The following is a 25,547-nucleotide window of genomic DNA, read 5'->3' as shown; positions in this document are numbered from 1 at the left end:
CCGGGGCCACCAGCTCACTCCGGCCCGAAGCCACCGGACCGGCGGCGAGTGCCACCTGCTGGAGCCCACCCGGCCGGCCCGTACGGGCGACCCCGACCCGATCGGTCCCGCCACGGAGCCACCATGCCGCGCCTTCCCGCACCGGACCACCGGAACAGCCCAGGCAGCGCACCGCCGGAAGCAGACACCCGCCCGTACGGGCGGCACCGGAACCAGTCGGACGGCGGAGACACCAGCGCCCCACGGTGCCCGGTGCCGGGGAGCGGAAGTTCCGGTGCGGTCCCGCTCATGACGGCTCGGTCACCAAGGCCGACGAGATACCGACGGCCGCCGACGGGCCCCGCTGCAGCGGTTCCGCTTTCCGCGCCGGTGCGGTCGTCAGCCGCCTACGCCCCTGAGGGCCATGGAGACCGCCGCTCGCGTGATCGTGTCGGGGTGTTCCGCCGCGCCCAGTTCGATGCGGCGTACGGCGGCGTCGACCACGCCCTGGAGCAGCATGGCCGCGAGGCGTGGTTCGGTGTGCCCCAGTTCGGCGAGGGCTTCGACGATCAACGCGATGAGGCCCCCGTGCGCGGCGCGGATCTTCTCCCGGGCGCCGGCGTCGAGTTCGCTCGCGGACATCGCGACGACGGCGCGGTGCCGCCGGTCCCCGACCAGTTCCAGCTGCTTGCGGACGTACGCCTCGATCCTGGCCCCGGCCCCGCCGGCGTCCGCCATCGCGGCCTCGACCTCGGCCGCCCAGACCGGGAAGTCGACCTCGCACAGCTCCTCCACGACGGCCGCCCGAGACCGGAAGTACTCGTACACGGACGAACGCGCGAGGCCGGTGCGCTCGGCGAGGGCAGGGAAGGTCAGCGCCTCCGTACCGCCCTCGGACAGCAGGGAGCGTGCCGCGTCCAGCAGGGCGGCTCGCTGCATCGACCGGTGCTCGGCCACGGAGGCCGCTCGAATCCTTGGCACGACGACCACTTTACGGACGCCCTGCCCGTGGCGGCCAGAGGATCGGCCCGCTCCCGCAAGGCTCAGCGGCCGAAGCTCGCCAGTTTCGCGCGCAGCTGGAGCACGGATTTGGTGTGGATCTGGCTGACCCGGCTCTCGGTCACGCCCAGGACATTGCCGATCTCGGCGAGCGTGAGCCCTTCGTAGTAGTACAGCGTGACCACGGTTTTCTCCCGCTCGGGCAGCGTGTTGATGGCCCGTGCGAGGAACCTGCGCAGTTCCCGGTCCTCGGCCACCTTCACCGGGTTGTCGGCGCCGGTGTCCTCCAGGGTGTCCATGAAGCTCAGCTGGTCGCCGCCGTCGCCCCCGACATGCAGAAGCTCCTCGAGGGCGACCACGTTCGCGAGCGACAACTGACTGAACACCGCGTGCAGCTCGGACACGGTGATGCCCATCTCACCGGCGACCTCGCTCTCCGACGGCGTGCGCCGCAGCCTCGCTTCCAGCGTGGCGTAGGCACGCTCGACGTTGCGGGCCTTCTGCCGTACCGAGCGTGGGATCCAGTCCAGTGCCCGCAGCTCGTCGATCATCGCGCCCCGGATGCGGGTGATCGCGTAGGTCTCGAACTTGATCTCCCGGTCGACGTCGAACTTCTCGATCGCGTCGATCAGCCCGAAGACCCCGGAGGAGACGAAGTCCGCCTGCTCGACATTGGGCGGCAGCCCCACACTGACCCGGCCGGCGACGTACTTCACCAGCGGCGAATAGTGCAGGATCAGCTGCTCTCGCAGTCGCTCGTCCCCCGTCGCCTTGTACGACCGCCACAGCTCGTCGAGCGTCGAGGGAGCGGGCGGTCGCACGCTGCCACCGTCGCGGGCGGCTGGGGGGATCGCCGCCCGGTCGGACCCGGAGGTGTGCTGGGGCATTCGTCGCCTAGTGCCGTTCTGCCGTGGGTTGGTGCTGACTGGATTCGCTGTCCGTCCGATGTCGAGTTGCCTGTCCGTGTCGGGATCCTCGTGAGCGTAGCGTGACTGTGGCGTCGCGGTGTGCGAAGAAGCGAGGTAGGACCGTGCGCAGATTCGTTCCGGGGGCAGTCCCACCGGGGCATGCTCGTCGCTCTGTGTGATCACCCGGGCGCCCCAACTGACGTACTTTCCCTGGGGTATCGGGGTTCCCCCGGACGGCCGAACACGCTCCGTCAGCGGGTGTCGGGGCCTTCGCGGACCGGCATCCTCGCCTGGCGCGTCAACTTCCAGCCGTCGCCGTGTCGTTCGACGTAACCAAGTGCTCGTAGTTCGTACAGTCTCGCGATCGCGTCGTCCGGGGTGGTCTGCGCGGCGAGCGCGATCTCCGCGGGCCGGGCCGCGGCTCGGGCGGGCAGAGCGGCGAGGACCTGGCGGCCGGCCGGGTCGAGGAGGTCCCGGGGCAGCACCGGTCCCCGGCGTTCCGGCGCGAGCTCGCCCATGTCACCGACCAGTTCGACAACCTCGGCGGCGTCGGTGACCAGGACGGCGTCCTGGCGCAGCAGTTCGTGCACCCCGGCGGAGAGCCCGCTGGTGACCGGCCCCGGGACCCCCATGGTGTGCCGCCCCAGGCGCCGGGCCGCACGGGCCGTCACCAGTGAGCCGCTGCGGTGGGCGGCTTCGACGACGACCGTGCCCCTGGTGAGCCCGGCGATCACCCTGTTGCGGAGGATGAATCTGCTCGGTGTCGGGTGGTCTCCGGGCGGCAACTCGCCGATGACCAGTCCCTGTTCGGCGATTCTTCCGATGAGTCCGGCGTGTCCGCGCGGGTAGGGCCGGTCCACCCCGCAGGCCAGGACGGCGACGGTGGCGCCGCCGGAGCCCAGCGCCCCGCGGTGGGCGGCACCGTCGACCCCGTAGGCGCCGCCTGAGACCACGATCCAGCCACGTTCGGCCAGGCCCGCCGCGAGTGTGGCGGCCATGTACGCGCCGTACTCGGTGCAGGCGCGGGCGCCGACGACGGCGACCGAGCGCAGCGCCCAGATCCGCAGGTCCGCACTTCCGTGTACCCACAGTCCGAGCGGCCGCGCGTCGCCCAGGTCGTCGAGCTGCCCGGGCCATTCGGCGGCCCCCGGGCAGACGAAGCGCACTCCCGCGTCCCGGGCGACGGTGAGATCTCTGCGCGGCTCGGCCCGCTCGGCCCGGGCCAGCAGCCCGGCCCACCGCTTCCCGCTCGCCCCGGGCAGCGGCTCACCTCGTTCCCGCAGCCGTCGTACCACCGCGTCCACGCCGAGTTCCCGCACCCAGCGTCCGCCGGCCTCGTCACCGGGTTCGAGGACCCGGGTGAGGAAGATGCGGCCGAGCAGTTCGTCCCCGGGACCGGCCGCCCCGGCGCTCATACCGCCGCTCCGAGGGACATGGGCACCCCGCGCGGGACGCCGGTGCGCAGTTGCAGCGCGAGGGCGACATCCGTGGCGTCGGGCCGGTCGTGGCCGGACAGGTCGGCGACGGTCCAGGCGACACGCAGCACCCGGTCGAGTCCGCGGGCGCTGAGCACGCCCCGTTCCAGGCTCCGCTCGGCGTCGTCCATGGCGCCGGGGGCGGCGTGCCAGCGGCTGCGCAGCTCTCGCCCCGGGACCTCGCTGTTGGTGCCCCAGGGCGTGCCGGTGAGCCGCGCAGCCGCGCGTTCCCGGGCCGTGCGCACCCGGTCGGCGACCGTCGCGGTGGCCTCACCCCGGGCACCGCTCGCCGTCAGTTCGGTGCGGGTGACGCGGTCGACCTCGACCCGCAGGTCGACGCGGTCGAGCAGCGGCCCGGACAGCCTCGCCTGGTAGCGGCGGATCGCCGCGGGCGGGCACTCGCAGTGGTCGTTCGTCCGCGAGAAGCGCCCGCAGGGACACGGGTTGGCGGCGAGCACCATCAGGAATCGCGCAGGGAAACGCACGACCCCCGCACTGCGCGCGATGATCACGTGCCCGGCCTCCAGGGGCTGGCGCAGGGCGTCCAGGGCCTTGCCGCTGAACTCGGGCGTCTCGTCCAGGAAGAGCACGCCTCGATGTGACAGGGACACCGCTCCCGGCCGGGCCGTTCCGGGGCCGCCGCCGACCAGTGCCTGCATCGTGGCCGAGTGGTGCGGGGCGCAGTAGGGGGCCGTGTCGATCAGTGGCTTGCCCGGTGGCAGCAGGCCCGCCACCGAGTGCACGGCCGTCACCTCGAGGGACGCCTGCCGGTCCAGTGACGGCAGGATCGACGGCAGCCGCTCCGCGAGCATGGTCTTGCCTGCACCGGGTGGTCCCTCGAGGAAGAGGTGGTGTGCGCCCGCCGCGGCCACCTCCACCGCCGTCCGCGCCGAGAGCTGGCCCACGACGTCCGCGAGGTCGTGACCCTGGTCGTGCTGTGCCGCGCCGGCGCCGTGCATGCCGGTGGCCGCCCTGGTGCCGGGGAGGCGCAGCCCGGCCAGCAGCGGGTCGGGCCGCTCCTGGTCGTCGGTCCGCTCCTCCGGCACCGGCTCGTCGGTGAGCACCGCGATCAGCTGGCGCAGGCTGCGGACGCCCAGAACGGACACGCCCGGCACCAGCGAGGCTTCGGCCGCGGCGCACTCCGGCACCACCACCTGCTCGTAGCCCGCGTCGGCCGCGGCCAGCACGGCGGGCAGGATGCCACGCACCGGCCGCACCCGGCCGTCCAGTCCGAGTTCGCCGATCATCACGATGTCGGCGAGCACCCGTGGGTCGATCCGCTCGGCGGCGCCGAGCACGGCGCAGGCGACGGCGAGGTCGAAGCCGCTGCCGGCCTTCGGCACCGAGGCCGGGCTGAGTCCCACGGTGAGCTTCTTCTGCGGCCACTCCCCGCCGGAGTTGGCCACGGCCGCCCTGACCCGGTCCCGGCTCTCGGTCAGGCTCTTGTCCGGCAGTCCCACCAGCGTGAACGCCGCGACTCCCGGCTCCAGGTCGGCCTGGACCTCCACGACCACGCCCTCGACGCCCACCAGCGCCACCGAGCACGTGCGGGCGAACCCCATGTCAGGCCACCCCCCGGACGTGCTCGACGGCGGGTGCGCCGCGGGCCGGCAGCAGCACGCCGACCAGGTCGATGCGGACCCCGCCGGGCGGTGCTCCCCCGTGTTCCTGGAGCCAGCGCTCCGCGAGGCCCCGCAGCCGGGCCGCCTTGGCCGGCGTGACCGCCTCCATGGGGTGCTGGAAGGACCCCGCCCTGCGGGTCTTCACCTCGCAGACGACCAGGGCGTCGCCGTCCTTGGCCACGATGTCGATCTCGCCGGTCCTGCCGCAGCGCCAGTTGCGCGCCAGGACCGTCATTCCCGCCTGTGTCAGCCGCCGTGCGGCCAGGGTCTCGCCGTACCTGCCGAGTGCGCTGCGTGCCCGTTGTGGGTTCATGCCGGCACCACCTCCGGCGCCCAACGTCACGCATCCCGCTCCACCGAGTGGATCTTGGTGGGCAACTCGGCGGTTGTGGACAACTCCCTCACCCGCACGAGCGCCACCCGTCCTCCGGGCGGCGGCCCGTCACCCGCTCGGGAGTTCCAGATCGCTCTTGTTGAGCTCCTCGATATTCACGTCCTTGAACGTGAGCACCCGCACCTGCTTCACGAACCGGGCCGGCCGGTACATGTCCCACACCCAGGCGTCCGCCATCGACACCTCGAAGAACACCTCGCCCTGGACCGAGTGCACCTGCATCTCGTAGTCGTTGGTGAGGTAGAAGCGCCGCTCGGTCTCGATCACGTATTTGAACAGACCGACGACATCTCGGTACTCCCGGTAGAGCTTCAGCTCCATCTCGGTCTCGTACTTCTCGAGGTCCTCGGCGCTCATGGCAGTTCCCCTTCAGCCGTGCGATCCCACCATTGTGCGCCAGCCCCGGGATTCACCGGACGATTTCGGTGTCCAGGGTCACGGGGCGGGCGGGGGGACCTTCGTCGAGCAGTGTCCGCAGCAGCCCGGCGAGTCTGGTCGGGTACACCGTCTCACGGGCCCGGGCCAGTTCCGGGCACGTCCACCAGCGCGATCCGGCGACGCTGCGCCGCTCCAGCTCGGTCAGCGCCGTGGCCGCGGTCGCCGTCTGGGTGGTGCGGGCGAGGTAGTACCACTCGTCCTGGTCCCAGCGGCGCCCCGCGAACGGGAAGGAGCACCTGCGCCGCCACAGCACGGGCCCCAGCTCGACGTCCGTGATACCGGTCTCCTCCACGAGTTCGCGCAGCGCGGCCTGTTCACGGGTCTCCTCGCCCTCGACGCCGCCACCGGGCGTGAACCACCAGTCGTCGGCGGGGTCGTCCGGCTCATGGCCGTGCAGCAGAAGGATGCGGTCCCGCGGATCGAGCAGCACCACCCGGGCGACCCTGCGCAGTCCGCCCTCGTAGGAGCCCTCGACCGCCGGGACCGGCTCAGCCGACACCGGCGCTCCCCCTGTTCCCCCGGGTCCGGGACGCCCCCGCCCGCTTGGCGAGCGGGCCGTAGGCGGCCCCGCCGAGGACGAGGACGGCACCGGCGATCACCGCGGCGGCGACGGTCCTGAGCGGACCGGGCGAGGAGAGCGCGCCGAGCTCCTCGAAGCCGGTGGGCGCCGTCAGCAGGCCGTCCATCGGCCAGACCACGGCGTCGACCCGGCCCTGGACCGCAGCGCGGGAGACGGTGCCGCGGGCGGCGTCGGTCAGGTGGGCCGTGGAGTCCACCGACCCGGAGCGCTCGTCGCCGAGCAGGAACAGGCGCCCCTTCGGCACGGTCACCTCGGGGAAGGTGGCGAACCCGGTCACCGAGTCCCTGGGGAGATACGGTTCGTCGATCTCCTCGCCGTTGACCTTCAGCTTGCCCTCCTGGCAGCAGGAGACCTTGTCACCGCCGACGGCGACCACCCGTTTCACCATGGGCACGTTCGACCACGTCGCGTCCGTGAAGACGACGACGTCACCGCGGCGGACCTCACCACCGTCGATGCGCTGGGCCAGCACCCGGTCGCCCGCGCCGATCGTCGGCGCCATCGAGGTGGTGGGCACCGTGTACGGCCGGTACACCACCGCTCCCCAGACGAATCCACCGAGGAACAGCACCAGGCCCAGGGCCACGGCCAGGTTGGACAGGCGCTGACCGGTCCGGCCGCCCGCCCGGGCACTGCCCGGGCCGCCTGTGCCGGGGACCGTACGCGTCGTGCTCTGACCACTCATGGGCCGCACCCTACCCGGCAGTACCGGACGGGGTCAGCCCTCTTCCCGGCCCGCTCCGCCCCCGTACCGCCGGCGCCGCCAGAGGACCAGCGGCACCGCGCCCATGAGCGCCAGACCCTGCGGCGCGACCGACAGGGCCGCGGCGGACGACGCGGCGTTCAGGCCAGGCTGGTCGAAGGTGTCCGGGACGGGCAGGTTGGACCAGCGGTTGACCGGCCAGGCGATGACGATGGCGCGGCCGACGACCTTGTCCACGGGGACGAAACCGTTGTTCTTGTCGGCCTGGTTGTACCGCGAGTCCCGGGAGTTCTGGCGGTGGTCACCCATGACCCAGATGTGGCCCTCGGGAACCTTCACCTTGCCCTGGCCGCCCTGGTCGTCCTGGCTGCACGGGGTGTTGCCGGGATACACGTACGGCTCGTTCAGCGCCTTGCCGTTGACCTTCAGCGGGCCGGTTCCCTTGCACTCGATCGTGTCACCACCGACCCCGACAACCCGTTTGATCAGGTCCTTCTCCTCCGCGGACGGCATCAGACCGATCCAGCTCAGGACCTTCTGCAGGGGGTTCGGGTCGGGAGTCGGTTCGCCCGCCAGCCAGTTGTCGGGGTCGTGGAAGACGACGACCTCACCGCGCTCGGGCTCGGAGCCGAACCAGGGGGTGAGCTTGTCCACCAGGACCCGGTCACCCTGCTGGAGGGTGTTCTGCATCGAGTCGGAGGGGATGGAGAACGCCTGCACCAGGAACGTCTTGATCAGCAGCGCCAGCACCAGCGCGATACCGATCAGGATGGGCAGTTCCTTCCAGAAGGAACGGGGCTGCTTCGCCCGGGGGGAGCCGTCGCCCGAACCTCCCTGATCGGTCGGGGGCTGTCCGTCCCCGGGACCGTCGCCACCCGCCGAGGAGGCTTTCCCGGAGGTCACGGAGTCGTCCGCCGCCGGATAGGCCGCCTCCGCGGGACGTCCGCGGTGCTCCTCGCCCTCGCGCCCGGACCGTGCGCCAACCGCCGCATCCCCCACGCCAACTCCTCACTCTCTGTCGCCGCCCACGCCGTGCCCGGCGCAGGCCCACCACTCCCATAACGAGCGGGAGTTCCGCAGGGCTCGGGAGCTGGACCATTCCGTTGGGATCGTCCGGGGCAACCCTATGCGACAGCGGGGCGGCAGCGGTCGACCCCGGCGCGGCGTCCGACACGGACGCGTAGGCCGTGGGTTCCTCCAGGGTGCTCCAGTGGCCGAGCGGCCAGGCGATGACCATGGCCCGGCCCACCACCTCCTCCTCGGAGACGGTGCCGCCGTAGTCGGTGTCCTGGTGGGAACGGGAGTCCGCGGAGTTCGCCCGGTGGTCGCCCATCACCCACAGCCGTCCCTCGGGCACGGTGATGTCGAACGGGGTCGTCGAGGGGGCGTTGCCGGGGTAGAGGTAGTCCTCCTCCAAGGGAACGCCGTTGACCGTGACCCTGCCCTGCTCGTCGCAGCACTGGACCCGGTCGCCGCCGACGCCGACCACCCGCTTGATGAGGTCCTTCTCGTTCTCCGACGGCAGCAGTCCGATGAAGGTGAGCCCTTCCTTGATCTGCTTGATCCCGACGGGGTCGTCCTTCTTCGGGGCGGTCCGCTCGTCCTGGAGCCAGCCGCCGGGGTCCTTGAACACCACGACGTCCCCGCGCTGCGGCTTGGAGCCGAACCACGGCGTGAGCTTGTCGACCAGCACCCGGTCGCCGATCCGGATCGTCTGCTCCATGGAGCCGGAGGGGATGACGAAGGCCTGGACGAGGAACGTCTTGAGCACCAGCGCGATCAGGACCGCGACACCGATGAGGAGAGGGATCTCCTTCACCGCGCCCCGCCTGCGGCGTCGCTTGACCTTGCGCTGGAGCTTGCGGCGCTCGGCCCGGCTGCGTCCCGGAGACCCTGCGGCCGCGCGACGGGAGCCGGTGGGCAACAGGTTCTCCGCGGCGCTCTCCGGGACACCGCGGGGCTTGCCGCGGTTACCCATGGCCGCCCCCCGCCGGACGGGCCGCCGCCGCCTCCTGCGCGGGCACGCGGGCGTAGGCGTCGGGCCGCTGCAACCGGGTGGCGCGGCCGAAGGGCCATACGATCCCTTCGGTGCGGCCGATCACCTCGTCCACGGGGATCATGCCGCCGCCGGGCGAGCCGAGGTGGTCGCGGGAGTCGCTGGAGTTGCCGCGGTGGTCACCGAGGACGAACAGCCTCCCGTCGGGCACGACGACGTCGAACGGCACCGTGGAGGGGCCCTCGCCGGGGAACAGGAAGCCCGACTCGTCGAGCGAACGGCCGTTCACCCGGATCCTCCCCTCCCCGTCACAGCAGACCACGTGGTCTCCGCCCACCCCGACGACCCGCTTGATGTAGTCGGCGTCACCGAAATACCCGGTGCCGTCGAACACAATCACGTCGCCGCGCTCCGGCCCGTCGCCGAAGCGGTATGCCAACTTGTTTACGAGCACGCGGTCGCCGGCCCTCAATCCGGGTTCCATCGATCCACTCGGGATCTCGAACGGCCGCGCCACGAAGGTGTTGACGGCCAGCAGGAACAGCAGGCAGAGCAGCAGGGTCAGACTTATGCGCCCGCCGGGGAGCCAGTGCGTGATGCGCGGCACCAACGCGGAGCGCGACCGCTCCTCCGGCCCCGGCGTCCCCGAGGCGTCCTCGGGTCCGGCCGGGGGGAAGAAACGGTCGCGCTCCGTCGGCTGTGCTTCGGTGTCCATCGGGGCCAAATGCTATCCGGCCCCGGCGTGACGCCGGTAAAGCGCTCAGTTGTCGCGCTTCTCCTTGATCTTCGCCGCCTTGCCGCGCAGCTCACGCAGGTAGTACAGCTTGGCGCGACGCACGTCACCGCGGGTGACGAGCTCGATCTTCTCCACGATCGGGGTGTGCACCGGGAAGGTGCGCTCGACGCCGACGGAGAAGGAGACCTTGCGGACCGTGAAGGTCTCGCGGACGCCGGCACCCTGGCGGCGGATCACCACGCCCTTGAACTGCTGCACACGGGAGCGGTTGCCCTCGATGACGCGCACGTGGACGTTGACGGTGTCGCCGGGGCGGAAGGCGGGGACGTCGCTGCGCAGCGACGCGGAGTCGACGGAGTCGAGCAGGTGAGACATTTCGTCTGCTTTCTTCGCTGATGCCACAGGTCATCAACGGCAACTAGAGTTTCGGATCACAGAGGTGCGATGCGGGCGGGCGTCATGTCCCCCTGCGGCAGGGGCGCACACCGGACGACGCACGACAGCGGCCTATTCTTCCACGCCGTCGGTCCTGCGCCAAAATCGGCCGTACGGCTCTCCCGCGGGGTCCGGCTCCCAGCCCAGGATGGACAGCATGTCGCGGTCCTTCTTGTCGAAGGCCTGGGGATCGCAGCGTTCGATGAGGTCGGGCCGGTGCGCCGCGGTCCGACGCAGTGCCTCGTCGCGCCGCCAGCGGGCGATCTTCCCGTGGTGGCCGCTGAGCAGCACGTCGGGGATCCCCCGGTCGCGCCACTGCGGCGGCTTGGTGTAGACGGGGCCTTCCAGCAGGCCGGCCATGGCGCCGGGCGCGAAGGAGTCGTCGCGGTGCGATTCGGCGTTGCCGAGGACGCCGGGGAGCAGCCGGGCGACGGCCTCGGTGACGACGAGGACCGCCGCCTCGCCGCCGGCCAGGACGTAGTCGCCGATGGACACCTCGTACACGGGCATCCGGGTGGCGTACTCGTCGACGACGCGGCGGTCGATGCCCTCGTAGCGGGCCGGGGTGAAGATCAGCCAGGGGCGCTCGGAGAGGTGGACCGCCAGTTCCTGCGTGAAGGGACGGCCGCTGGGGGTGGGGACGATCAGGGCCGGCTCGCGGGAGCCGGTCTCGTAGCCGTCCGCCAGGACCGAGTCCAGCGCGTCTCCCCACGGCTCGGTCTTCATGACCATGCCGGGGCCGCCGCCGTACGGGGTGTCGTCGACGGTGTTGTGCCGGTCGTAGGTCCAGGAGCGCAGGTCGTGCACGTGCACGTCCAGCTGACCGCGGGCGCGGGCCTTGCCGACGAGGGAGACGTTCAGCGGTTCCAGGTACTCGGGGAAGATCGTGACGACATCGAGCCGCATTACGCCTCTTCCCCGGCCGCGTCCCGCGCGGACGCCACCTCCGCGCGGTCGTCGATCAGACCCGGCGGCGGGTCGATGACCGCGCGCTGCTCCTCCAGGTCGACCTCGGTGACGATCTCCTCGACGAACGGCACATACACCTCGGTGCCGTCGGGGCGCTCGACCACGAACAGGTCCTGGGTGGGCAGGTGCGAGATCTCGGTGATCCGGCCGACCTCCTCGCCGTCCTTGGTGACGACGTCGAGGTCGATCAGCTGGTGGTCGTAGTACTCGTCCTCGTCCTCGGGCCGCTCGTCCGGGTCGACATCGGCGATGAGGAGGGTGTTGCGCAGCGCCTCGGCGCCGGTGCGGTCGTGGACGCCCGCGAAGCGCAGCAGGAGGCGGCCGCTGTGCACCCGGCCGGTCTCGATGGTGAGCGGTCCGGCCGAGGCGGGTTCGGTGGCCAGGACGGCACCCGGCCCGAGCCTCAGCTCCGGTTCGTCGGTACGGACCTCAACGGTGACCTCGCCCTTGATGCCATGGGCACGGCCGATGCGAGCGACTACCAGCTGCACTGTGCTTGATCTCCTGTCGAACTGCGACGAGCCACTCACGGGCTCATACGACTACGGGCCGGGGATGGCCCAGAGGCCCTCCCCGGCCCGAGCCGGTGCTGCGTTTGGCGTCAGCGGACGTGGTCCACGTCGACGAGGTCGACTCGGACACCGCGGCCGCCGATGGCGCCCACGACGGTACGCAGAGCGCGTGCGGTGCGGCCGTTGCGACCGATCACCTTGCCGAGATCATCCGGGTGGACCCGGACCTCGAGCACGCGCCCGCGCCGCAGGTTGCGCGAGGCGACCTGCACATCGTCAGGGTTGTCGACGATGCCCTTCACGAGGTGCTCGAGAGCCTCCTCGAGCATGCTCAGGCCTCGGTCGGCGCAGAGGACGCAGCGGAGGCCTCGTCCTTCTTCTCGGCCTTCTTCTTCTGGGTGATCGCCTCACCCTTGCCCTCGTCGTCGCCGCCGAACGCCTCGAACGACGGACGGGCGGGCTTCTCGGCCTGCTGCAGCAGCGGGGCCGGGGCGGGCTCGCCCTTGAACTTCTGCCAGTCGCCGGTCTTCTTCAGGATGGCGAGCACGGGCTCGGTCGGCTGGGCGCCGACGCCCAGCCAGTAGGCCACGCGATCGGCGTCGACCTCCATCACCGACGGGTTGTACGTCGGGTGGTACTTGCCGATCTCCTCGATGGCCCGGCCGTCACGGCGGGTACGGGAGTCGGCGACGACGATGCGGTAGTGAGGCGAACGGATCTTGCCCAGACGCTTCAGCTTGATCTTGACTGCCACGGGAGTGGGTTCTCCTGGATTTGACGTGGGTGGGCACGGCGGGAGATGCCGCGTGGGGTTGCGGTACCCGAGTGCCCGATGGACGCGTCAGCCGGAGGAGAGAGGGGTCCTGTGCGACTGTCGAGTACAGCTAGCCATTGTGCCACACGCTGTGGGACCGGCTTGACCGCGGGGCGGCCGGAAGCGGGCACGCCGGTGGGACACCTGGCGTTCCGGTGAACGTACGCGGCCCGGGGTGTACGGGCTGCCTCCCCCGCTCCCGGCTCGATCGAGCGGGGTCATCCTCATCGCTTCCCTTGCCGCCCCGGGGCACCCCCAGGGCCCTGCCGGGCCCTGGGGGAGGAACGACTGCCCCAGTGGGGGCGGCACGAAGAACCGCAACAACGCCGGGGCCCCGGCACCCACGAGGTGCCGGGGCTTCAGCTTGCTGCCATGACCTCCGGGATCTGGAACGGCTTGCCGCAGCCGCCGCAGACGATGGGGGCCTGGGCCAGGACGGACGGGACGACGCGGACGTTGCGGCCGCAGTCGCAGACGGCCTTCACGCGCACCCCGCCCCCGGAGGATCCGTGCCGTGCGGCCGGCCCGCGGAAGCTGCGGGCGGTGTCGCCCGCGGTCGCCGCGGTGTGGGCCTTCAGGGCGCGATGGAGGCGTTCCGTCGTCGGGCGGTAGCGGCGCTTCGCCTCCGGAGTGAGCGTGACCAGTGAGAAGCCGCTGCTGGGATGCGGCTCCTCGGGATGATCCAGGCCCAGCTCCTCGGCGATCGCGAGGAATCTGCGGTTGTGGTAGCGGCCGGCGCGGGATGTGTCGCGTACACCGCGCGCGGCGGCGACGCCGTGGACTGCCTCGTGCAGCAGTCGTTCGAAGGAGAGCTCGTGACCGCACGCGGACGACGACTCCCCGATCAGGGACTCGGGCGCGGCAAGATCGGGCAGCTCGGGGTGGTACCGCTGAATATCGGCCCACGCCTGTGCCAGCTCTGCGGCGAGAACAGGTGGTGTCTGTGTCGTGCTCACGTAATGACAACGAGCGCAGGTGCCTCTGTGTTCCGATTCCGGGGCATCCCAAATAATTTGCACGTACCCGTCAGTTGCCGCTGATGCGTCCTGACGAGGGCGGGTGCGCTGATCTGCGGAGAAGCCTCGCAGCTCACCTCAAGGTGGTGCGTAGGCTGACGTACGCCCCGGCGTGTAGGCGGTCTCCATGCGCCGGCGCGCGTGAGGTTCACGGACGCGCAAGGGGCGTTTCGGCCGCTCTTCCGGCGACCTGGCGTCCGGCTCGCCGGACCGCCGGGACCGCGACGTTACCCCGTCCCCCCGCCGCACCGCGCACCGCCCCGCACCGGCACCTCATCCGCATCGCACCGGCATGTGGCCGACATTGGCCGGAACCGGCGCACGGACGCCTTCGCCGTGGCGGGCCGTACGGCCTCGGATGACCGGAACGTGAATTCTTGCCACTGGCACAGGCAAGTACCGCAAGTACCAAGCCGCCGTGGCATTCCACTGGACGACACGGCGAGGTCGGAGTTTCCTGGCATACGGGGGGTGTGCGGGCGCACGGTACGGGGGCCAGGGAATCGGGCACTGCGGCAACTCTCGGCTGATTGGGGCGCTTACCTATGACACCTACGCTCGTGCGGCAGCACCTGCCCCACACGGGGGCCGTCCCCCACGTGGACCTGCGTGCACGCGCGCGTGACTGGTCCGAGATCCAGGAGCGGATGCTCGTACCGCTCTACGAGGCCGTCTACGAGCGACTGGACGTGGGTCCCGCGACGCGACTTCTCGGCCTCGGCTGCGGCTCCGGACTGGCCCTGCTCCTGGCGGCCTCGCGCGGTGCCGCGGTCACCGGTGTCGACACCTGCGCCGACCGGCTGGCCCTCGCCCGCGAACGGCTGCTGCCCGACGGCCGGGACGCACGCGCGCGTCCCGGCATTCGGATCGTGCACGGTTCACCGGCGGACACGGCCCGCTCGGACGCGCCCGCCCACACCGTCGTGACCGCCTTCGAGCCGATCGGCTGCCTCTCGGGGGACGGGGAGCGGCTGAGCCGGCTGCTCGCCGAGGCAGTGCCGCTCGCCGGGCGCGCCGCCGCCGTCGTGCTGGCCGGCTGGGGTCCGCCGGAGCGCTGCTCCACGGCGTCCGTGCTCCGGGTCGCCACCGAACTGGCCGAGCCGTTGCGCGGCACGGCTGCCTGGCGGCCCACCGACCGCGACGACCTGGAACGGGTCGCCGCGCGGGCGGGCCTGCGGCCCGACGGCTCCGGGCGGGTGGCGTGCCCGTTCGGTTACGCCGACGCGGACAGCGCGGTACGGGGTCTGAAGTCGACCGGACTCTTCGATCCGGCGATCACCGCGACGGACCAGGCGCAGGTGGACAAGGAACTGGCGGAAGCCCTGCATCCGTACCTGCGGCCGGACGGGACCGTGTGGATGCCGAACGTGTTCCGCTATCTCGTCGCGCGCACCCCCTGAGACATGCCGCTGGGGCGCCCCTCCGGAGAGGGACGCCCCAGCGGCACACCGTCGAGGGCCTCAGCCCATGAACTTCCTGAACTCGTCGGGCAGCTCGAAGTCCTTGCCGCCCTGCTGGGGCAGACCGAAAGCGCTGCCGCCTTCCGCGGCGGCGGCGCGGCGCGCGGCCTCCTCCTGCTCCTGCTGCTTGCGCTTCATCGGGTTTCCGGAGCGCTGCTTGCCCTTGGCCTGCTTCTGCTTCTTCTTCGTCCGGCCCGGACCACCACCGCTGCCCGGCATCCCGGGCATCCCCGGCATGCCGCCGCCCTGCGCCATGCGGGACATCATCTTCCGCGCCTCGAAGAACCGCTCGACCAGGTTCTTCACCGCGCTGACCTCGACACCGGAGCCCTTGGCGATACGGGCACGGCGCGAGCCGTTGATGATCGTCGGCTCCTGGCGCTCGGCCGGGGTCATCGACTTGATGATCGCGGCGGTGCGGTCGACGTCCCGCTCGTCGAGGTTGTTGATCTGGTCCTTGATCTGGCCCATGCCCGGGAGCATGCCGAGCAGCTTGCTGATGCTGCCCATCTTCCGAACCTGCTCCATCTGGGCCAGGAAGTCGTCCAGGGTGAAGTCCTGGCCCTTCTTCGACGCCAGCTTCGAGGCCATCTTCTCGGCCTCTTCTTGGCTGAACGTCTTCTCCGCCTGCTCGATCAGGGTGAGCAGGTCGCCCATGTCGAGGATGCGGGAGGCCATGCGGTCCGGGTGGAAGGCGTCGAAGTCGTCGAGCTTCTCGCCGTTGGACGCGAACATGATCGGCTTGCCGGTGACCTGGCGGATCGACAGGGCCGCACCACCGCGCGCGTCACCGTCGAGCTTGGAGAGCACCACGCCGTCGAAGCCGACGCCGTCGCGGAACGCCTCGGCGGTGTTGACCGCGTCCTGGCCGATCATCGCGTCGACGACGAACAGGATCTCGTCGGGGCTGACGGCGTCGCGGATGTCCGCGGCCTGCCGCATCATCTCCTGGTCGATGCCCAGACGGCCGGCGGTGTCCACGATCACGATGTCGTGGACCTTGGTCTTCGCGAACTCGATGGAGTCCTTGGCGACCTTCACCGGGTCGCCCACACCGTTGCCCGGCTCGGGCGCGTAGACGGCGACGCCCGCGCGCTCGGCGACGACGCTCAGCTGGTTGACCGCGTTCGGCCGCTGGAGGTCGGCGGCGACCAGCACCGGGGAGTGGCCCTGTTCCTTGAGCCAGCGGCCGAGCTTGCCCGCGAGGGTGGTCTTACCGGCACCCTGCAGACCGGCCAGCATGATCACGGTCGGCGGCTGCTTGGCGAAGCGCAGACGGCGGGTCTCGCCGCCGAGCACGTGCACGAGCTCGTCATTGACGATCTTGAGAACCTGCTGGGCGGGATTCAGCGCCTTGGAGACCTCGGCGCCCGAGGCCCTTTCCTTGACGTTCTTGATGAACGACCGGACGACCGGCAGGGCCACGTCCGCTTCCAGGAGGGCGATGCGGATCTCACGCGCCGTGGCGTCGATGTCCGCTTCGCTCAGCCGGCCTTTTCCGCGGAGGTTTTTGAAGGTCGCGCTGAGGCGGTCGGAGAGAGTATCGAACACGGCGGCGTCGGTCCTCAGGGTTGGGGGCGGAACTGGGCTGCCCTCCAGGGTATCCGGCCCGGCAAGCAAATCGCCCCCACCCACCGCAGCGAGTGGACGGGGGCGGGCCCCCGCATCGGCGGGGAGCAACCAAGGATCATGACGAGGTCATCGCTCACGGTCGGACCACCCCCGCTTCGGCGGGGAGCTCACCCGGTCAACACACGGAACGACCACAAGGTCACGCCCTCAGCGCCTCCTCCAGCTTCCTCGCCACGGCCACCGCCTCTTCACCCGGCAAAGGCACTCCCTGCTCCTGCGTCACGTAGAAGGCGTCGACGGCGTTCGCGCCCAGCGTGCTCACATGCGCACTCCGCACCCGCATCCCCGCGTTCTCCAGCGCCCGCCCGATCCGGAACAGCAGCCCCGGCGCGTCCTGGGCGCGGACCTCGATCACCGTGGCGTGCCGGGAGGCGGCCTGGGCGACCGTCACGCGCGGCGGCGGTGCGACCACCCCCCGCCGCCGCGGGTACGCGGCGTCCCGCTCGGCGAGCCGGGCGGCGATGTCGAGGCTGCCGTCCAGGGCGCGTACGAGGTCGGCGCGGAGCCGGGTGGCCTGGGGCAGGGAGCCGTACTCGGCGGCGACCCTCCAGTCCAGCAGCAGCACGGAGCCCTCGACACCGTCGGGGAGGTCCAGCGCGCGCAGCTCCGCGGTCCGCACGGTCAGCCGGTGCAGGGCGAGCACGCCGGACACCGCGGGGAGCACGCCCGCCTGGTCGGGCACGGCGATGAGCAGCTCCACGCCCAGCGGCTCGGGATCGCGGGAGGGTTCGGCGGGCGGCTCGGTCTGCGCCCTCAGCGAGAGCACGGGCGCGCCCGTGGCGACGGCCTCGATCGCGAGACGCTCGTGCTCCGCGGTGGGCGCGGCGTCCGCGGGGTCGGCCGGCAGGTCCCCGGACAGCACGGCGGAGACCCGTTTGACCAGGTCGGCGACGAGCGAGGCGCGCCATGACGACCAGGCCGCCGGTCCGGTGGCGAGGGCGTCCGCCTCGGTGAGGGCGTGCAGCAGTTCGAGGGTGCCCTGGGAACCGACGGCCTCGGCGACCGCACGCACGGTGGCCGGATCCTCCAGATCGCGGCGGGTGGCGGTCTCGACGAGCAGAAGGTGGTGGCGTACGAGGGTGGCGACCACGGTGACGTCGTGCCGGTCGAAGCCGATGCGGGTGGCCACGTCCTTGGCGATGACCTCACCGGCCACCGAGTGGTCGCCGGGCCAGCCCTTGCCGATGTCGTGCAGCAGCGCGGCGACCAGGAGCAGGTCGGGCCGGTGCACGCGCCGGGTGAACGCGGAGGCGCGGACGGCGGTCTCGATGAGATGCCGGTCCACGGTCCACAGGTGCACGGCGTTGCGCTGGGGGCGGCAGCGGACCCGTTCCCAGTCCGGGAGCAGAACGTTGACCAGACCCTCCGCCTCCAGCGCCTCCCAGACCTGCACGGTGGGCCGGCCGGAGCCCAGCAGGGTCACCAGTTGTTCCCGCGCCTCGGCGGGCCAGGGTGTGGGCAGGGGGCGAACGCCGGTGGCCATGCGCCGTACGGCGTGCAGGGAGAGCGGAAGTCCGGCCTGGGCGGCGGCGGCCGCGGCGCGCAGCGGGAGCACGGGGTCGCGATCGGGGCGCGCGGCGCGGGCGAGCACCACTTCGCCGTCCTGTTCCACGACCCCTTCGGCCAGCGGGGAGCGCTCGAGCGCGGTCTTCCCGCCGCCCAGCGCCCTCCCGTCGCCCACCACCGCCCTTCTGAGGAAGTCGCTTCGCTCCCTTGCCAGTTTGCGCAGCCGGGGCCGCACCGCGCGGGAGCGCAGTACGCGGCCCACTTCGCGCCAGGTGACGTCCGTGGCATAGGCGATGACCCGCGCGGCCTCGTAGACCTGCCGCAGCAGCGCGTCCGCGTCGAGCATGCCGAGTTCGGCCGCGACCTGGTCCTGTTCCTGGAGCGCGAGGCGGTCGGTGGCGCGGCCGGTGGTGAGGTGCAGGGCGTCCCGTACGTCGAGGAGCCGTCGGCGGGCGTCGGCGAGGCCCTCGCGCGGGGCGTCGGCGAGCCAGGAGGCGGCCACCGCGCGCAGGGCGGTGGCGTCGCGCAGTCCGCCGCGGGCCTCCTTCAGGTCGGGTTCCAGGAGGTACTGCAGCTCGCCCATGCGTCCGGCGCGTTCCTCGCACATCTCCCGCAGGGCGGGGAGTCGCTTCGGCGCCTGGTTGCGCCAGTCGGCGAGTACGGCCGTGCGCAGTGCCGTGGTGAGGCCGAGGTCACCGGCGATGTGCCGGGCGTCCAGCAGTCCGAGCTGCACCTTGAGGTCCTCGCCCGCGGTCTTCCGGGCCTCGGCGGGGGTGCGGACGGAGTGGTCGAGGGCGAGGCCCAGGTCCCAGACGGGATACCAGAGGCGGTCGGCGAGGGCGGCGACCGCCTTGGGGTCGCTGCCGTCGTGCAGCAGGAGCAGATCGAGGTCGCTGCGCGGGGAGAGTTCCGCGCGTCCGTAGCCGCCCACGGCGGCCAGGGACACTCCGCGCGGGGCTTCGGCGCCGGCCGCGAACAGTCCGGTGAGCCAGCTGTCCGTGAGGTCCGCGAGGGCGGCACGGCGCGGCGGCCCGGACCGCGCCTCCTCGGTGAGGAGGCGCAGCCGGGCCGCCGCGTAGCCGCTGGGTCCCGAGTCCTCTGCCCCATTGTGCGTGTCCGTACTCGTCACCCAGCGACTCCTGTTCCGTTCGACCGCACTCAGAGCGCGTCCGGGCCGCGCTCGCCGGTCCGTACCCGTACGGCCGTCTCGACCGGGATCGACCAGACCTTGCCGTCACCGATCTTGCCGGTGCGGGCCGCCTTGACCACGACGTCGATGAGCTGTTCGGCGTCGTCGTCCTCGACCAGCACCTCGATGCGGATCTTGGGCACCAGGTCGACGGTGTACTCGGCACCGCGGTAGACCTCGGTGTGGCCACGCTGGCGGCCGTAGCCGCTGGCCTCGGTGACGGTCAGACCCTGTACGCCGAAGGCCTGCAGGGCCTCCTTGATCTCGTCGAGCCGGTGCGGCTTCACGACGGCGGTGATGAGCTTCATGCGTCCACCTTCTTGCTCTCGGCCGGGGCGACGGGGGCGGTGGCCGCGGTGCGGGCCGCGCCGCCGCCGGCGCCGCTGAAGTCGTATGCGGTCTCGGCGTGCTCGGCCTGGTCGATGCCGGCCACCTCTTCGTCCTCGGAGACTCGCATACCGATGGTCCTGTCGAGGAGGAAGGCCAGGACCGCGGAGACGACCAGGGAGTAGGCGAGGACGCCGAAGACACCGGCGCACTGCTTCCAGAACTGGTCCAGGCCGCCGCCGTAGAAGAGGCCCGCGACGTCGGACTGGCCCTTGCCGGTGGCGAAGAAGCCGATGAGGAGGGAGCCGAGGATGCCACCGACGAGGTGGACGCCGACGACGTCGAGGGAGTCGTCGTAGCCGAACCTGTACTTCAGGCCGACGGCCATGGCGCACAGCACACCGGCGACGGCGCCGACGGCGATCGCGCCGAGCGGGGAGACCGCGCCGCCGGCCGGGGTGATGGCGACCAGGCCGGAGACGGCTCCGGAGGCCGCGCCCAGGGTGGTGAAGGCGCCGTGGCGGATCTTCTCGTAGGCGAGCCAGCCGAGGACGGCGGCGGCGGTGGCGACCTGGGTGTTGACGAACATCAGCGCGCCGACGCCGTCGTCGTTGCCGAGCCAGGAACCGGCGTTGAAGCCGAACCAGCCGAACCACAGCAGGGCCGCGCCGAGCATGACCAGCGGGAGGCTGTGCGGGCGCATCGGGTCCTTCTTGAAGCCGATGCGCTTGCCGATCACCAGGATCACACCGAGGGCCGCCGCGCCGGCGTTGATGTGGACGGCCGTACCGCCGGCGAAGTCGATGACACCGAGCTCGAAGGCCCAGCCGCCGGAGCCCCAGACCCAGTGGGCGACGGGGAAGTAGACGACGGTGACCCACAGGGCGATGAACAGGGCCCACGCGGTGAACTTCACGCGGTCCGCGAGGGCGCCGCTGATCAGCGCCGGCGTGAGGACGGCGAACATCAGCTGGAAGACCAGGAAGACGAAGACCGGGATGGTGTAGCCGTCCCAGAGTTCGGTCAGGCCGATGTTGCTCAGGCCCACGTAGTCGGAGTTCCAGCCGATGACGCTGCCGGAGTCGGTGCCGAACGCCATGGAGAAGCCGTACAGCACCCACAGGACGGTGACGATGCCGAGGCTGATGAAGCTCATCATCAGCATGTTGAGGGTGCTCTTGACGCGGACCATGCCTCCGTAGAAGAAGGCCAGGCCCGGAGTCATGAGCATCACCAGAGCGGAACAGATGAGCATGAACCCTGTGTTGGCGGCTGACAGCGTGGGCGCGTCTGCGGCCAGGGTGATGGCTGATGCCATCGGCGTCTCCTCGTCATTGGTACGGCCCCGTGCGGGCGAAGCCTGGAGCGGATTGAGGGGTGGGCCGGTTATGCGCCATGAGATTGACGCAGCGCCGTTTCGGTGGAAGCCCCTCGCTGTTTCGCCGCCGTGACGAAGGCACCCGGTGTGTTACGGGTCGATGAACTGCCGGATCCGGGGAGCGCCGATCGTTATCGTGGCGCAACCTTCGGTGTACGGCGGTGAGCCGTGGCCGGGGAGACGGAAAACCGGCCGCGGCCGGCCTCCGAATGACTGGCATGGGGGAGCCGAGTCGGGCAGTTCGGGAGGGCCGGCCGCGGCCGGGGTCTGGTGGTCCTTCCGGGTCAGACCGCTTCGGCGGTCTCGGGCAGCTCGATCGCGAGCCGCTCGGTGAGTTCGACGACTTCGGCGAGGTCCCCGAAGTCGCGTACGGCGGTGTCGACCGTCTTTCGGATACGAGTGTTGACGCGCTCGGAGCGGACCTTCTTCGCCGCCGTAATGGCCTCGGTGGCGAGAACCGTGCTCTGCTCGGGTTCGCGCTGGAGCAGGTGGACCGTGGCCATGCCGATCAGGTTGAGGGCGTAGGAGCGCTGGTGTTCGCCGCCCTCCTGGCGGAAGAGCTCCACGGCCCGCCGCATCAGCGGCTCGGCGAGCGAGGCGTAGGTGGGGCTGCGGCCGGCGACGTAGGCGAGGTCGCGGTAGGAGTGGGAGTTCTCGGCGTAGAGCTCGGCCTCGGAGAAGAAGCGGATCCAGTTGGCATCGGGCTCGTCCCACTCGTCGGCCTCGGCGAAGGTGTCCTCGGCCATCCGCACGGCCCGTTTGCACCGACCGGGCTGGCCCATGTTGGCGTAGGCGCGGGCCTCCATCGCATACAGCATCGACTGGGTGCGCGGGCTCGCGCAGTCGCGGCTGCCGTACTGCGCGAGGTGGATCAGCTCCAGGGCGTCCTCGGGCCGGCCGAGGTGGATCATCTGGCGGCTCATGCTGGACAGCACATAGGAGCCGAGCGGCCGGTCGCCGGCCTCCTTGGCGGCGTGCAGGGCGAGCACGAAGTACTTCTGCGCGGTGGGCTGGATCCCCACGTCGTACGACATCCAGCCGGCCAGTTCGGCGAGTTCGGCGGCGACCTTGAACAGCCGTCGCGTGGTGGCCTCGGGCTGGGGTTCCTGGAGCAGGTCGGTCACCTCGTGCAACTGCCCGACGACCGCCTTGCGGCGCAGGCCGCCGCCGCACTGGGCGTCCCACTGCCGGAACATCACGGTGGTGGCCTCCAGCAGGTCCAGCTCGGGCTTGGACAGCCGGCCACGGGCGCGGGCGACGGAGGAGGCCTGGTCCGGTTCGGTCCGGGGCGACGGGGCGGGCGGGCTGGGGACGAGCCAGCGCTGCATGGGCTCGATGAGGGACGGGCCCGCGGAGAGGGCGAGCGAGCTCCCGAGGAAGCCGCGCCGCGCCAGCATCAGGTCGCTGCGCGAGAACTCACTGAGCAGGGCCACGGTCTGCGGGCCCGTCCAGGGCAGGTCGACGCCGGTCGCGGAGGGCGCGGGGCGGGTGGTGCGCAGTCCCAGGTCCTCGACGGAGACGACGACCCCGAATCGCTCGGAGAACAGTTCGGAGAGGATTCTGGGGATCGGTTCGCGCGGGTTCTCGCCATCGAGCCAGCGGCGTACGCGTGAGGTGTCGGTGGAGATGTGGTTGGCGCCCAACTGGCGTGCTCTGCGGTTGACTTGGCGGGCCAGTTCCCCCTTGGACCAGCCGCTGCGGACGAACCACGAGGCGAGCAGCCCGTTCGGGCGTTTCTCCGGACTCGCTGCGCTCGCCCCGCCGTCGCCGTTGCCGCTCACTGGAAACGCCCCCATCCCTGAAGACCACTTGTCGCTGAGTGCGCCAAGCCCTATCAGAATGCCGGTTGTCAGGGCCGCCCGTCCGGCGGTTGCCACCCTTCGAACGGAGGGCCGAGTTGCCTCCGGCATACCCGCTTGCGCATGTGCCCCAAGAGACCGTGCACACAACGTAACCCTACGATCACCCGTCCCACCATGGCGGAACCGCAATCGCCACCATTCGCCACCCCTTCGGATGAACTCACCGTCGCCGACCCGCGATTGACTTGACACGGGACGACCAAGAGCAAGTGCAGCGATGCACGCAGGGGCGCGCACCGCCTGACGCACCACCCTTGGCACCCCACAGCGCCGCTTGGAGCGAAGTGACACGGGGAAGTCGGACACATAGCGTCACGATCCGAGTCCGCTGCGTAACCATCGGCACATCGGACCCGTTGGAGGGGGCATGGGCTTCACGATCGGTATCAGTCGGGGCATCCGCGACATCCGGTCCGGCTCGCGCCGCCGGAGCCGCTCGTCGGACGGCACCGTCGTGGCCGAGTACACCGGACTGTGGGGCTGGGACGTGGTGCCGGGCGTCCGGGCCGCCGCGGGGGCCTGCTCCTGCGGACGCGCAGGCTGCCGGGCACCGGGCGCACACCCCCTCGACCACGCGCCGGTGATCCGTGCGGGGGCACCGCTGGACGAGGTGACGGCGGTCTGGTCCGAGTTCCCCGGAGCCTCGCTGATGCTGCCGGTCGGGCGGGCGTTCGACGTGATCGAGGTGGCCGGGCCCACCGGCTCCCACGCCCTGGCCCGGCTGGAGCGCATGGGTCTGCCGGTCGGCCCGGTCGCCGCGACCCCGGACGGCCGCGCCCACTTCTTCGTCGCCCCCGGTGCCGCCGCCGCCCTGCCCGAACTGCTCTACCGCATGGGCTGGGACGACCCGGCCGCCCTGGATCTGCGCGGCCTCGGGCCCGGTACGCACATCACGGCACCGCCGTCCGACCGGGGCGGGCTCGGTCCAGTGCGCTGGCTGCGCTCCCCCTCCCTGGACTCGGCCTCCCGGCCGCCAGAGGCTCGACTGCTGCTGGGCACGCTGGCGTACGTGGCACACCGGTCGGGTGGGTAATCGCTCCTGACACGGCGAAGCGCCCGTCCCCCGATCGGTTCGGGGGCGGGCGCTGCTTCGTGTCTGCCGGGGTCGGTCCTGGGCGTCACTCCCCGATGAGCGCGTCCACGAACGCCTCTGGCTCGAACGGCGCCAGGTCGTCCGCACCTTCGCCGAGTCCGATCAGTTTGACCGGCACACCCAGCTCACGCTGGACGGCGATCACGATGCCGCCCTTGGCGGTGCCGTCCAGCTTGGTGAGCACGATGCCGGTGATGTCGACGACCTCGGCGAAGACCCGGGCCTGGACCAGACCGTTCTGGCCGGTGGTGGCGTCGAGCACGAGCAGTACCTCGTCCAGCGGGGCCTGCTTCTCCACGACGCGCTTGACCTTGCCCAGCTCGTCCATGAGCCCGGTCTTGGTGTGCAGCCGGCCGGCGGTGTCGATGAGCACCGCGTCGGCGGCCATGTCCTTGCCCTCCTTGACCGCGTCGAACGCGACGGAGGCCGGATCGCCGGCCTCCGGCCCGCGCACGGTGTGGGCGCCGACCCGCTCGCCCCAGGTCTGGAGCTGGTCGGCGGCGGCGGCGCGGAAGGTGTCGGCGGCGCCGAGGACGACGGTGTTGCCGTCGGCGACCAGCACGCGGGCCAGCTTGCCGGTGGTGGTGGTCTTGCCGGTGCCGTTGACGCCGACGACCATCACGACGCCGGGGCCACCGGCCTCGTTCTCGGTGTGCACGGTGCGGTCCATGGTGGGATCGACCAGTGTGATCAGCTCTTCGCGGAGCAGTCCGCGCAGCTCCGTGGGGGTCCGGGTGCCGAGCACCTTCACGCGCTCGCGCAGCCGGTCGACCAGTTCCTGGGTGGGCTGCACACCGACGTCGGCGGTGAGCAGGGTGTCCTCGATCTCCTCCCAGGTGTCCTCGTCGAGGTGTTCACGGGACAGCAGGGTGAGCAGGCCCTGGCCCAGGGCGTTCTGCGAGCGGGAGAGACGGGCTCGCAACCTGACCAGACGGCCGGCGGTGGGCTCCGGGATCTCGATGACCGGAGCCTCGGCGGCCGACGGTTCCTCGATGACGACGGGACCGGCGCCCGCCGGAAGATCAACCTCCTCGATGGTGCGCCGCGGTTCCTCCCGCGGCGTCTCGGCCTCTTCGCCGACGTGCGGCTCGGCCGGAGGGGCGGTGATGTCGGGCGCGGCGGGCGGCGGCGGGGGCAGCGGCTTCTTGCGCCGGCTGCCGACGATGAGCCCGCCGAGCGCGCCGAGCACGACCACGGCGATGACTACAGCAAGGATGACGATGTCCATAACAGCCCCAGTATGGCGTGACCTCCTGCGAGGCCGTTTGTTGTACGCGCGGGGCCCTTCGGGCCCACCGGCCCGGCCCGGCCCGCCGCTCTGCCCCGTGCCGGGCGGGAAGCCCTCAGGAGTGGGGTCACAACCCGTCCGGTATCGGGCGTGATGGTTCCGCGAAGGCGCCGTCGGATGCCTGGTCCCCGGGACCGTACCGGGGGGGGGGGGGGGGGGGGGGGGGGGGGGGGGGGGGGGGGGGGGGGGGGGGGGGGGGGGGGGGGGGGGGGGGGGGGGGGAGGGGGGGGGGGGGG

At 71.6% G+C, this 25,547-nt stretch carries 24 protein-coding genes and 1 pseudogene; 2 read left to right on the top strand and 23 right to left on the bottom strand.

The genetic code is table 11. The features are described 5' to 3' along the window. Nucleotides 1–378: 378 nt before the first annotated feature. The 17 genes and pseudogenes from ACZ5C2_RS30885 to ACZ5C2_RS30805 all read right to left on the bottom strand — a co-directional run bounded on the left by ACZ5C2_RS30885 (nucleotide 379) and on the right by ACZ5C2_RS30805 (nucleotide 13,516). On the bottom strand, nucleotides 379–936 hold the full coding sequence (locus tag ACZ5C2_RS30885) for a TetR/AcrR family transcriptional regulator (protein ID WP_468798908.1): 558 nt from the start codon (nucleotides 934–936) through the stop codon (nucleotides 379–381). Between the two features lie 86 nt (nucleotides 937–1,022). After that, nucleotides 1,023–1,865, bottom strand: coding sequence for an RNA polymerase sigma factor WhiG (whiG, locus tag ACZ5C2_RS30880; RefSeq protein ID WP_468798789.1), 843 nt, complete (start codon nucleotides 1,863–1,865; stop codon nucleotides 1,023–1,025). 272 nt (nucleotides 1,866–2,137) lie between these two features. Further along, nucleotides 2,138–3,301: a DNA-processing protein DprA gene (gene dprA / locus ACZ5C2_RS30875; protein WP_468798787.1), complete on the bottom strand. Its 1,164-nt coding sequence runs from the start codon at nucleotides 3,299–3,301 to the stop codon at nucleotides 2,138–2,140. Then, nucleotides 3,298–4,923 carry a YifB family Mg chelatase-like AAA ATPase gene (locus ACZ5C2_RS30870; protein ID WP_468798784.1) on the bottom strand — a complete coding sequence of 542 codons (1,626 nt, stop codon included), beginning with the start codon at nucleotides 4,921–4,923 and terminating at the stop codon, nucleotides 3,298–3,300. The genes dprA and ACZ5C2_RS30870 overlap by 4 nt, the downstream gene beginning before the upstream one ends. 1 nt (nucleotide 4,924) lies before the next feature. Then, complete coding sequence (locus tag ACZ5C2_RS30865; RefSeq protein ID WP_468798781.1) at nucleotides 4,925–5,326, bottom strand: YraN family protein; 402 nt, start codon at nucleotides 5,324–5,326, stop codon at nucleotides 4,925–4,927. Between the two features lie 99 nt (nucleotides 5,327–5,425). Beyond that, a complete protein-coding gene (locus ACZ5C2_RS30860; RefSeq protein ID WP_003993268.1) occupies nucleotides 5,426–5,734 on the bottom strand; it encodes a DUF2469 domain-containing protein in 309 nt (102 codons plus the stop codon). A gap of 52 nt (nucleotides 5,735–5,786) precedes the next feature. Further along, on the bottom strand, nucleotides 5,787–6,314 hold the full coding sequence (locus tag ACZ5C2_RS30855) for an NUDIX hydrolase (protein WP_468798778.1): 528 nt from the start codon (nucleotides 6,312–6,314) through the stop codon (nucleotides 5,787–5,789). Next, nucleotides 6,304–7,080 (bottom strand): signal peptidase I, encoded by a 777-nt coding sequence (gene lepB, locus ACZ5C2_RS30850; RefSeq protein WP_468798775.1) that lies wholly within the window; start codon nucleotides 7,078–7,080, stop codon nucleotides 6,304–6,306. Before lepB (ACZ5C2_RS30850) ends, ACZ5C2_RS30855 begins: the two co-directional genes overlap by 11 nt. 33 nt (nucleotides 7,081–7,113) lie before the next feature. Then, the gene (lepB, locus tag ACZ5C2_RS30845) at nucleotides 7,114–8,097 is read right to left on the bottom strand and encodes a signal peptidase I (RefSeq protein ID WP_468798772.1); all 984 of its coding nucleotides are present in this window, start codon (nucleotides 8,095–8,097) and stop codon (nucleotides 7,114–7,116) included. Further along, nucleotides 7,988–9,076 (bottom strand): annotated as a pseudogene (gene lepB, locus ACZ5C2_RS30840) (signal peptidase I); the annotation flags it as partial. The pseudogene lepB (ACZ5C2_RS30840) and the gene lepB (ACZ5C2_RS30845), both read right to left, overlap by 110 nt. Further along, nucleotides 9,069–9,809: a signal peptidase I gene (lepB, locus tag ACZ5C2_RS30835; protein WP_468798769.1), complete on the bottom strand. Its 741-nt coding sequence runs from the start codon at nucleotides 9,807–9,809 to the stop codon at nucleotides 9,069–9,071. The gene lepB (ACZ5C2_RS30835) and the pseudogene lepB (ACZ5C2_RS30840), both read right to left, overlap by 8 nt. 45 nt (nucleotides 9,810–9,854) lie before the next feature. Then, entirely contained in the window at nucleotides 9,855–10,205 is a 351-nt protein-coding gene (rplS, locus tag ACZ5C2_RS30830; RefSeq protein WP_030041016.1) for a 50S ribosomal protein L19, read from the bottom strand. A 132-nt stretch (nucleotides 10,206–10,337) separates the two neighbouring features. Continuing rightward, nucleotides 10,338–11,171: a tRNA (guanosine(37)-N1)-methyltransferase TrmD gene (trmD, locus tag ACZ5C2_RS30825; protein ID WP_468798765.1), complete on the bottom strand. Its 834-nt coding sequence runs from the start codon at nucleotides 11,169–11,171 to the stop codon at nucleotides 10,338–10,340. Beyond that, entirely contained in the window at nucleotides 11,171–11,725 is a 555-nt protein-coding gene (gene rimM, locus ACZ5C2_RS30820) for a ribosome maturation factor RimM (protein WP_468798762.1), read from the bottom strand. Before rimM ends, trmD begins: the two co-directional genes overlap by 1 nt. A gap of 110 nt (nucleotides 11,726–11,835) precedes the next feature. Further along, complete coding sequence (locus ACZ5C2_RS30815; RefSeq protein ID WP_003973401.1) at nucleotides 11,836–12,075, bottom strand: RNA-binding protein; 240 nt, start codon at nucleotides 12,073–12,075, stop codon at nucleotides 11,836–11,838. Between the two features lie 2 nt (nucleotides 12,076–12,077). Beyond that, nucleotides 12,078–12,500 carry a 30S ribosomal protein S16 gene (gene rpsP / locus ACZ5C2_RS30810; protein WP_468798759.1) on the bottom strand — a complete coding sequence of 141 codons (423 nt, stop codon included), beginning with the start codon at nucleotides 12,498–12,500 and terminating at the stop codon, nucleotides 12,078–12,080. 419 nt (nucleotides 12,501–12,919) lie between these two features. Next, nucleotides 12,920–13,516, bottom strand: a complete 597-nt coding sequence (locus ACZ5C2_RS30805) for a hypothetical protein (protein ID WP_468798756.1) — start codon at nucleotides 13,514–13,516, stop codon at nucleotides 12,920–12,922. A 605-nt stretch (nucleotides 13,517–14,121) separates the two neighbouring features. Here ACZ5C2_RS30805 and ACZ5C2_RS30800 point away from each other — a divergent pair. Continuing rightward, nucleotides 14,122–14,976, top strand: a complete 855-nt coding sequence (locus ACZ5C2_RS30800) for a methyltransferase domain-containing protein (protein WP_468798753.1) — start codon at nucleotides 14,122–14,124, stop codon at nucleotides 14,974–14,976. Nucleotides 14,977–15,036: 60 nt separating this feature from the next. Here ACZ5C2_RS30800 and ffh read toward each other — a convergent pair whose 3' ends face one another. From ffh to nsdA, 5 genes are all read right to left on the bottom strand, one after another. After that, nucleotides 15,037–16,587: a signal recognition particle protein gene (ffh, locus tag ACZ5C2_RS30795; RefSeq protein WP_468798750.1), complete on the bottom strand. Its 1,551-nt coding sequence runs from the start codon at nucleotides 16,585–16,587 to the stop codon at nucleotides 15,037–15,039. A gap of 220 nt (nucleotides 16,588–16,807) precedes the next feature. Continuing rightward, on the bottom strand, nucleotides 16,808–19,303 hold the full coding sequence (locus tag ACZ5C2_RS30790) for a [protein-PII] uridylyltransferase (RefSeq protein WP_468798747.1): 2,496 nt from the start codon (nucleotides 19,301–19,303) through the stop codon (nucleotides 16,808–16,810). Nucleotides 19,304–19,332: 29 nt separating this feature from the next. Next, a complete protein-coding gene (locus tag ACZ5C2_RS30785; protein WP_215206978.1) occupies nucleotides 19,333–19,671 on the bottom strand; it encodes a P-II family nitrogen regulator in 339 nt (112 codons plus the stop codon). Beyond that, nucleotides 19,668–21,008 carry an ammonium transporter gene (locus tag ACZ5C2_RS30780; RefSeq protein ID WP_468798743.1) on the bottom strand — a complete coding sequence of 447 codons (1,341 nt, stop codon included), beginning with the start codon at nucleotides 21,006–21,008 and terminating at the stop codon, nucleotides 19,668–19,670. The genes ACZ5C2_RS30785 and ACZ5C2_RS30780 overlap by 4 nt, the downstream gene beginning before the upstream one ends. A 344-nt stretch (nucleotides 21,009–21,352) precedes the next feature. Continuing rightward, nucleotides 21,353–22,849: a transcriptional repressor NsdA gene (gene nsdA, locus ACZ5C2_RS30775; RefSeq protein ID WP_468798740.1), complete on the bottom strand. Its 1,497-nt coding sequence runs from the start codon at nucleotides 22,847–22,849 to the stop codon at nucleotides 21,353–21,355. A 448-nt stretch (nucleotides 22,850–23,297) separates the two neighbouring features. On the opposite strand from nsdA, the gene ACZ5C2_RS30770 reads away from it, so the two are divergent. After that, nucleotides 23,298–23,963, top strand: a complete 666-nt coding sequence (locus ACZ5C2_RS30770) for a bifunctional DNA primase/polymerase (RefSeq protein WP_468798737.1) — start codon at nucleotides 23,298–23,300, stop codon at nucleotides 23,961–23,963. A gap of 85 nt (nucleotides 23,964–24,048) precedes the next feature. Here the strand turns inward: ACZ5C2_RS30770 and ftsY are convergent, their stop codons facing one another. Next, nucleotides 24,049–25,251, bottom strand: a complete 1,203-nt coding sequence (gene ftsY, locus ACZ5C2_RS30765; RefSeq protein WP_468798734.1) for a signal recognition particle-docking protein FtsY — start codon at nucleotides 25,249–25,251, stop codon at nucleotides 24,049–24,051. Nucleotides 25,252–25,547: the final 296 nt, after the last annotated feature.

Source organism: Streptomyces sp. NPDC031365 (assembly GCF_055569765.1).
Note: the sequence above shows the minus strand (reverse complement) of the source record. Positions and strands in the feature narration are given on the sequence as shown.

Excerpts from the sequence above, each read along its gene's own strand:
- ACZ5C2_RS30815 (WP_003973401.1), bottom strand. The coding sequence starts at position 12,075 with ATGCTCGAGGAGGCTCTCGAGCACCTCGTGAAGGGCATCGTCGACAAC.
- ACZ5C2_RS30770 (WP_468798737.1), top strand. The coding sequence starts at position 23,298 with ATGGGCTTCACGATCGGTATCAGTCGGGGCATCCGCGACATCCGGTCC.
- trmD (WP_468798765.1), bottom strand. The coding sequence starts at position 11,171 with ATGCGGCTCGATGTCGTCACGATCTTCCCCGAGTACCTGGAACCGCTG.
- ACZ5C2_RS30785 (WP_215206978.1), bottom strand. The coding sequence starts at position 19,671 with ATGAAGCTCATCACCGCCGTCGTGAAGCCGCACCGGCTCGACGAGATC.
- ACZ5C2_RS30870 (WP_468798784.1), bottom strand. The coding sequence starts at position 4,923 with ATGGGGTTCGCCCGCACGTGCTCGGTGGCGCTGGTGGGCGTCGAGGGC.
- ACZ5C2_RS30860 (WP_003993268.1), bottom strand. The coding sequence starts at position 5,734 with ATGAGCGCCGAGGACCTCGAGAAGTACGAGACCGAGATGGAGCTGAAG.
- ACZ5C2_RS30800 (WP_468798753.1), top strand. The coding sequence starts at position 14,122 with ATGACACCTACGCTCGTGCGGCAGCACCTGCCCCACACGGGGGCCGTC.
- rplS (WP_030041016.1), bottom strand. The coding sequence starts at position 10,205 with ATGTCTCACCTGCTCGACTCCGTCGACTCCGCGTCGCTGCGCAGCGAC.
- lepB (WP_468798769.1), bottom strand. The coding sequence starts at position 9,809 with ATGGACACCGAAGCACAGCCGACGGAGCGCGACCGTTTCTTCCCCCCG.
- lepB (WP_468798775.1), bottom strand. The coding sequence starts at position 7,080 with ATGAGTGGTCAGAGCACGACGCGTACGGTCCCCGGCACAGGCGGCCCG.
- whiG (WP_468798789.1), bottom strand. The coding sequence starts at position 1,865 with ATGCCCCAGCACACCTCCGGGTCCGACCGGGCGGCGATCCCCCCAGCC.
- ftsY (WP_468798734.1), bottom strand. The coding sequence starts at position 25,251 with ATGGACATCGTCATCCTTGCTGTAGTCATCGCCGTGGTCGTGCTCGGC.
- dprA (WP_468798787.1), bottom strand. The coding sequence starts at position 3,301 with ATGAGCGCCGGGGCGGCCGGTCCCGGGGACGAACTGCTCGGCCGCATC.
- ACZ5C2_RS30780 (WP_468798743.1), bottom strand. The coding sequence starts at position 21,008 with ATGGCATCAGCCATCACCCTGGCCGCAGACGCGCCCACGCTGTCAGCC.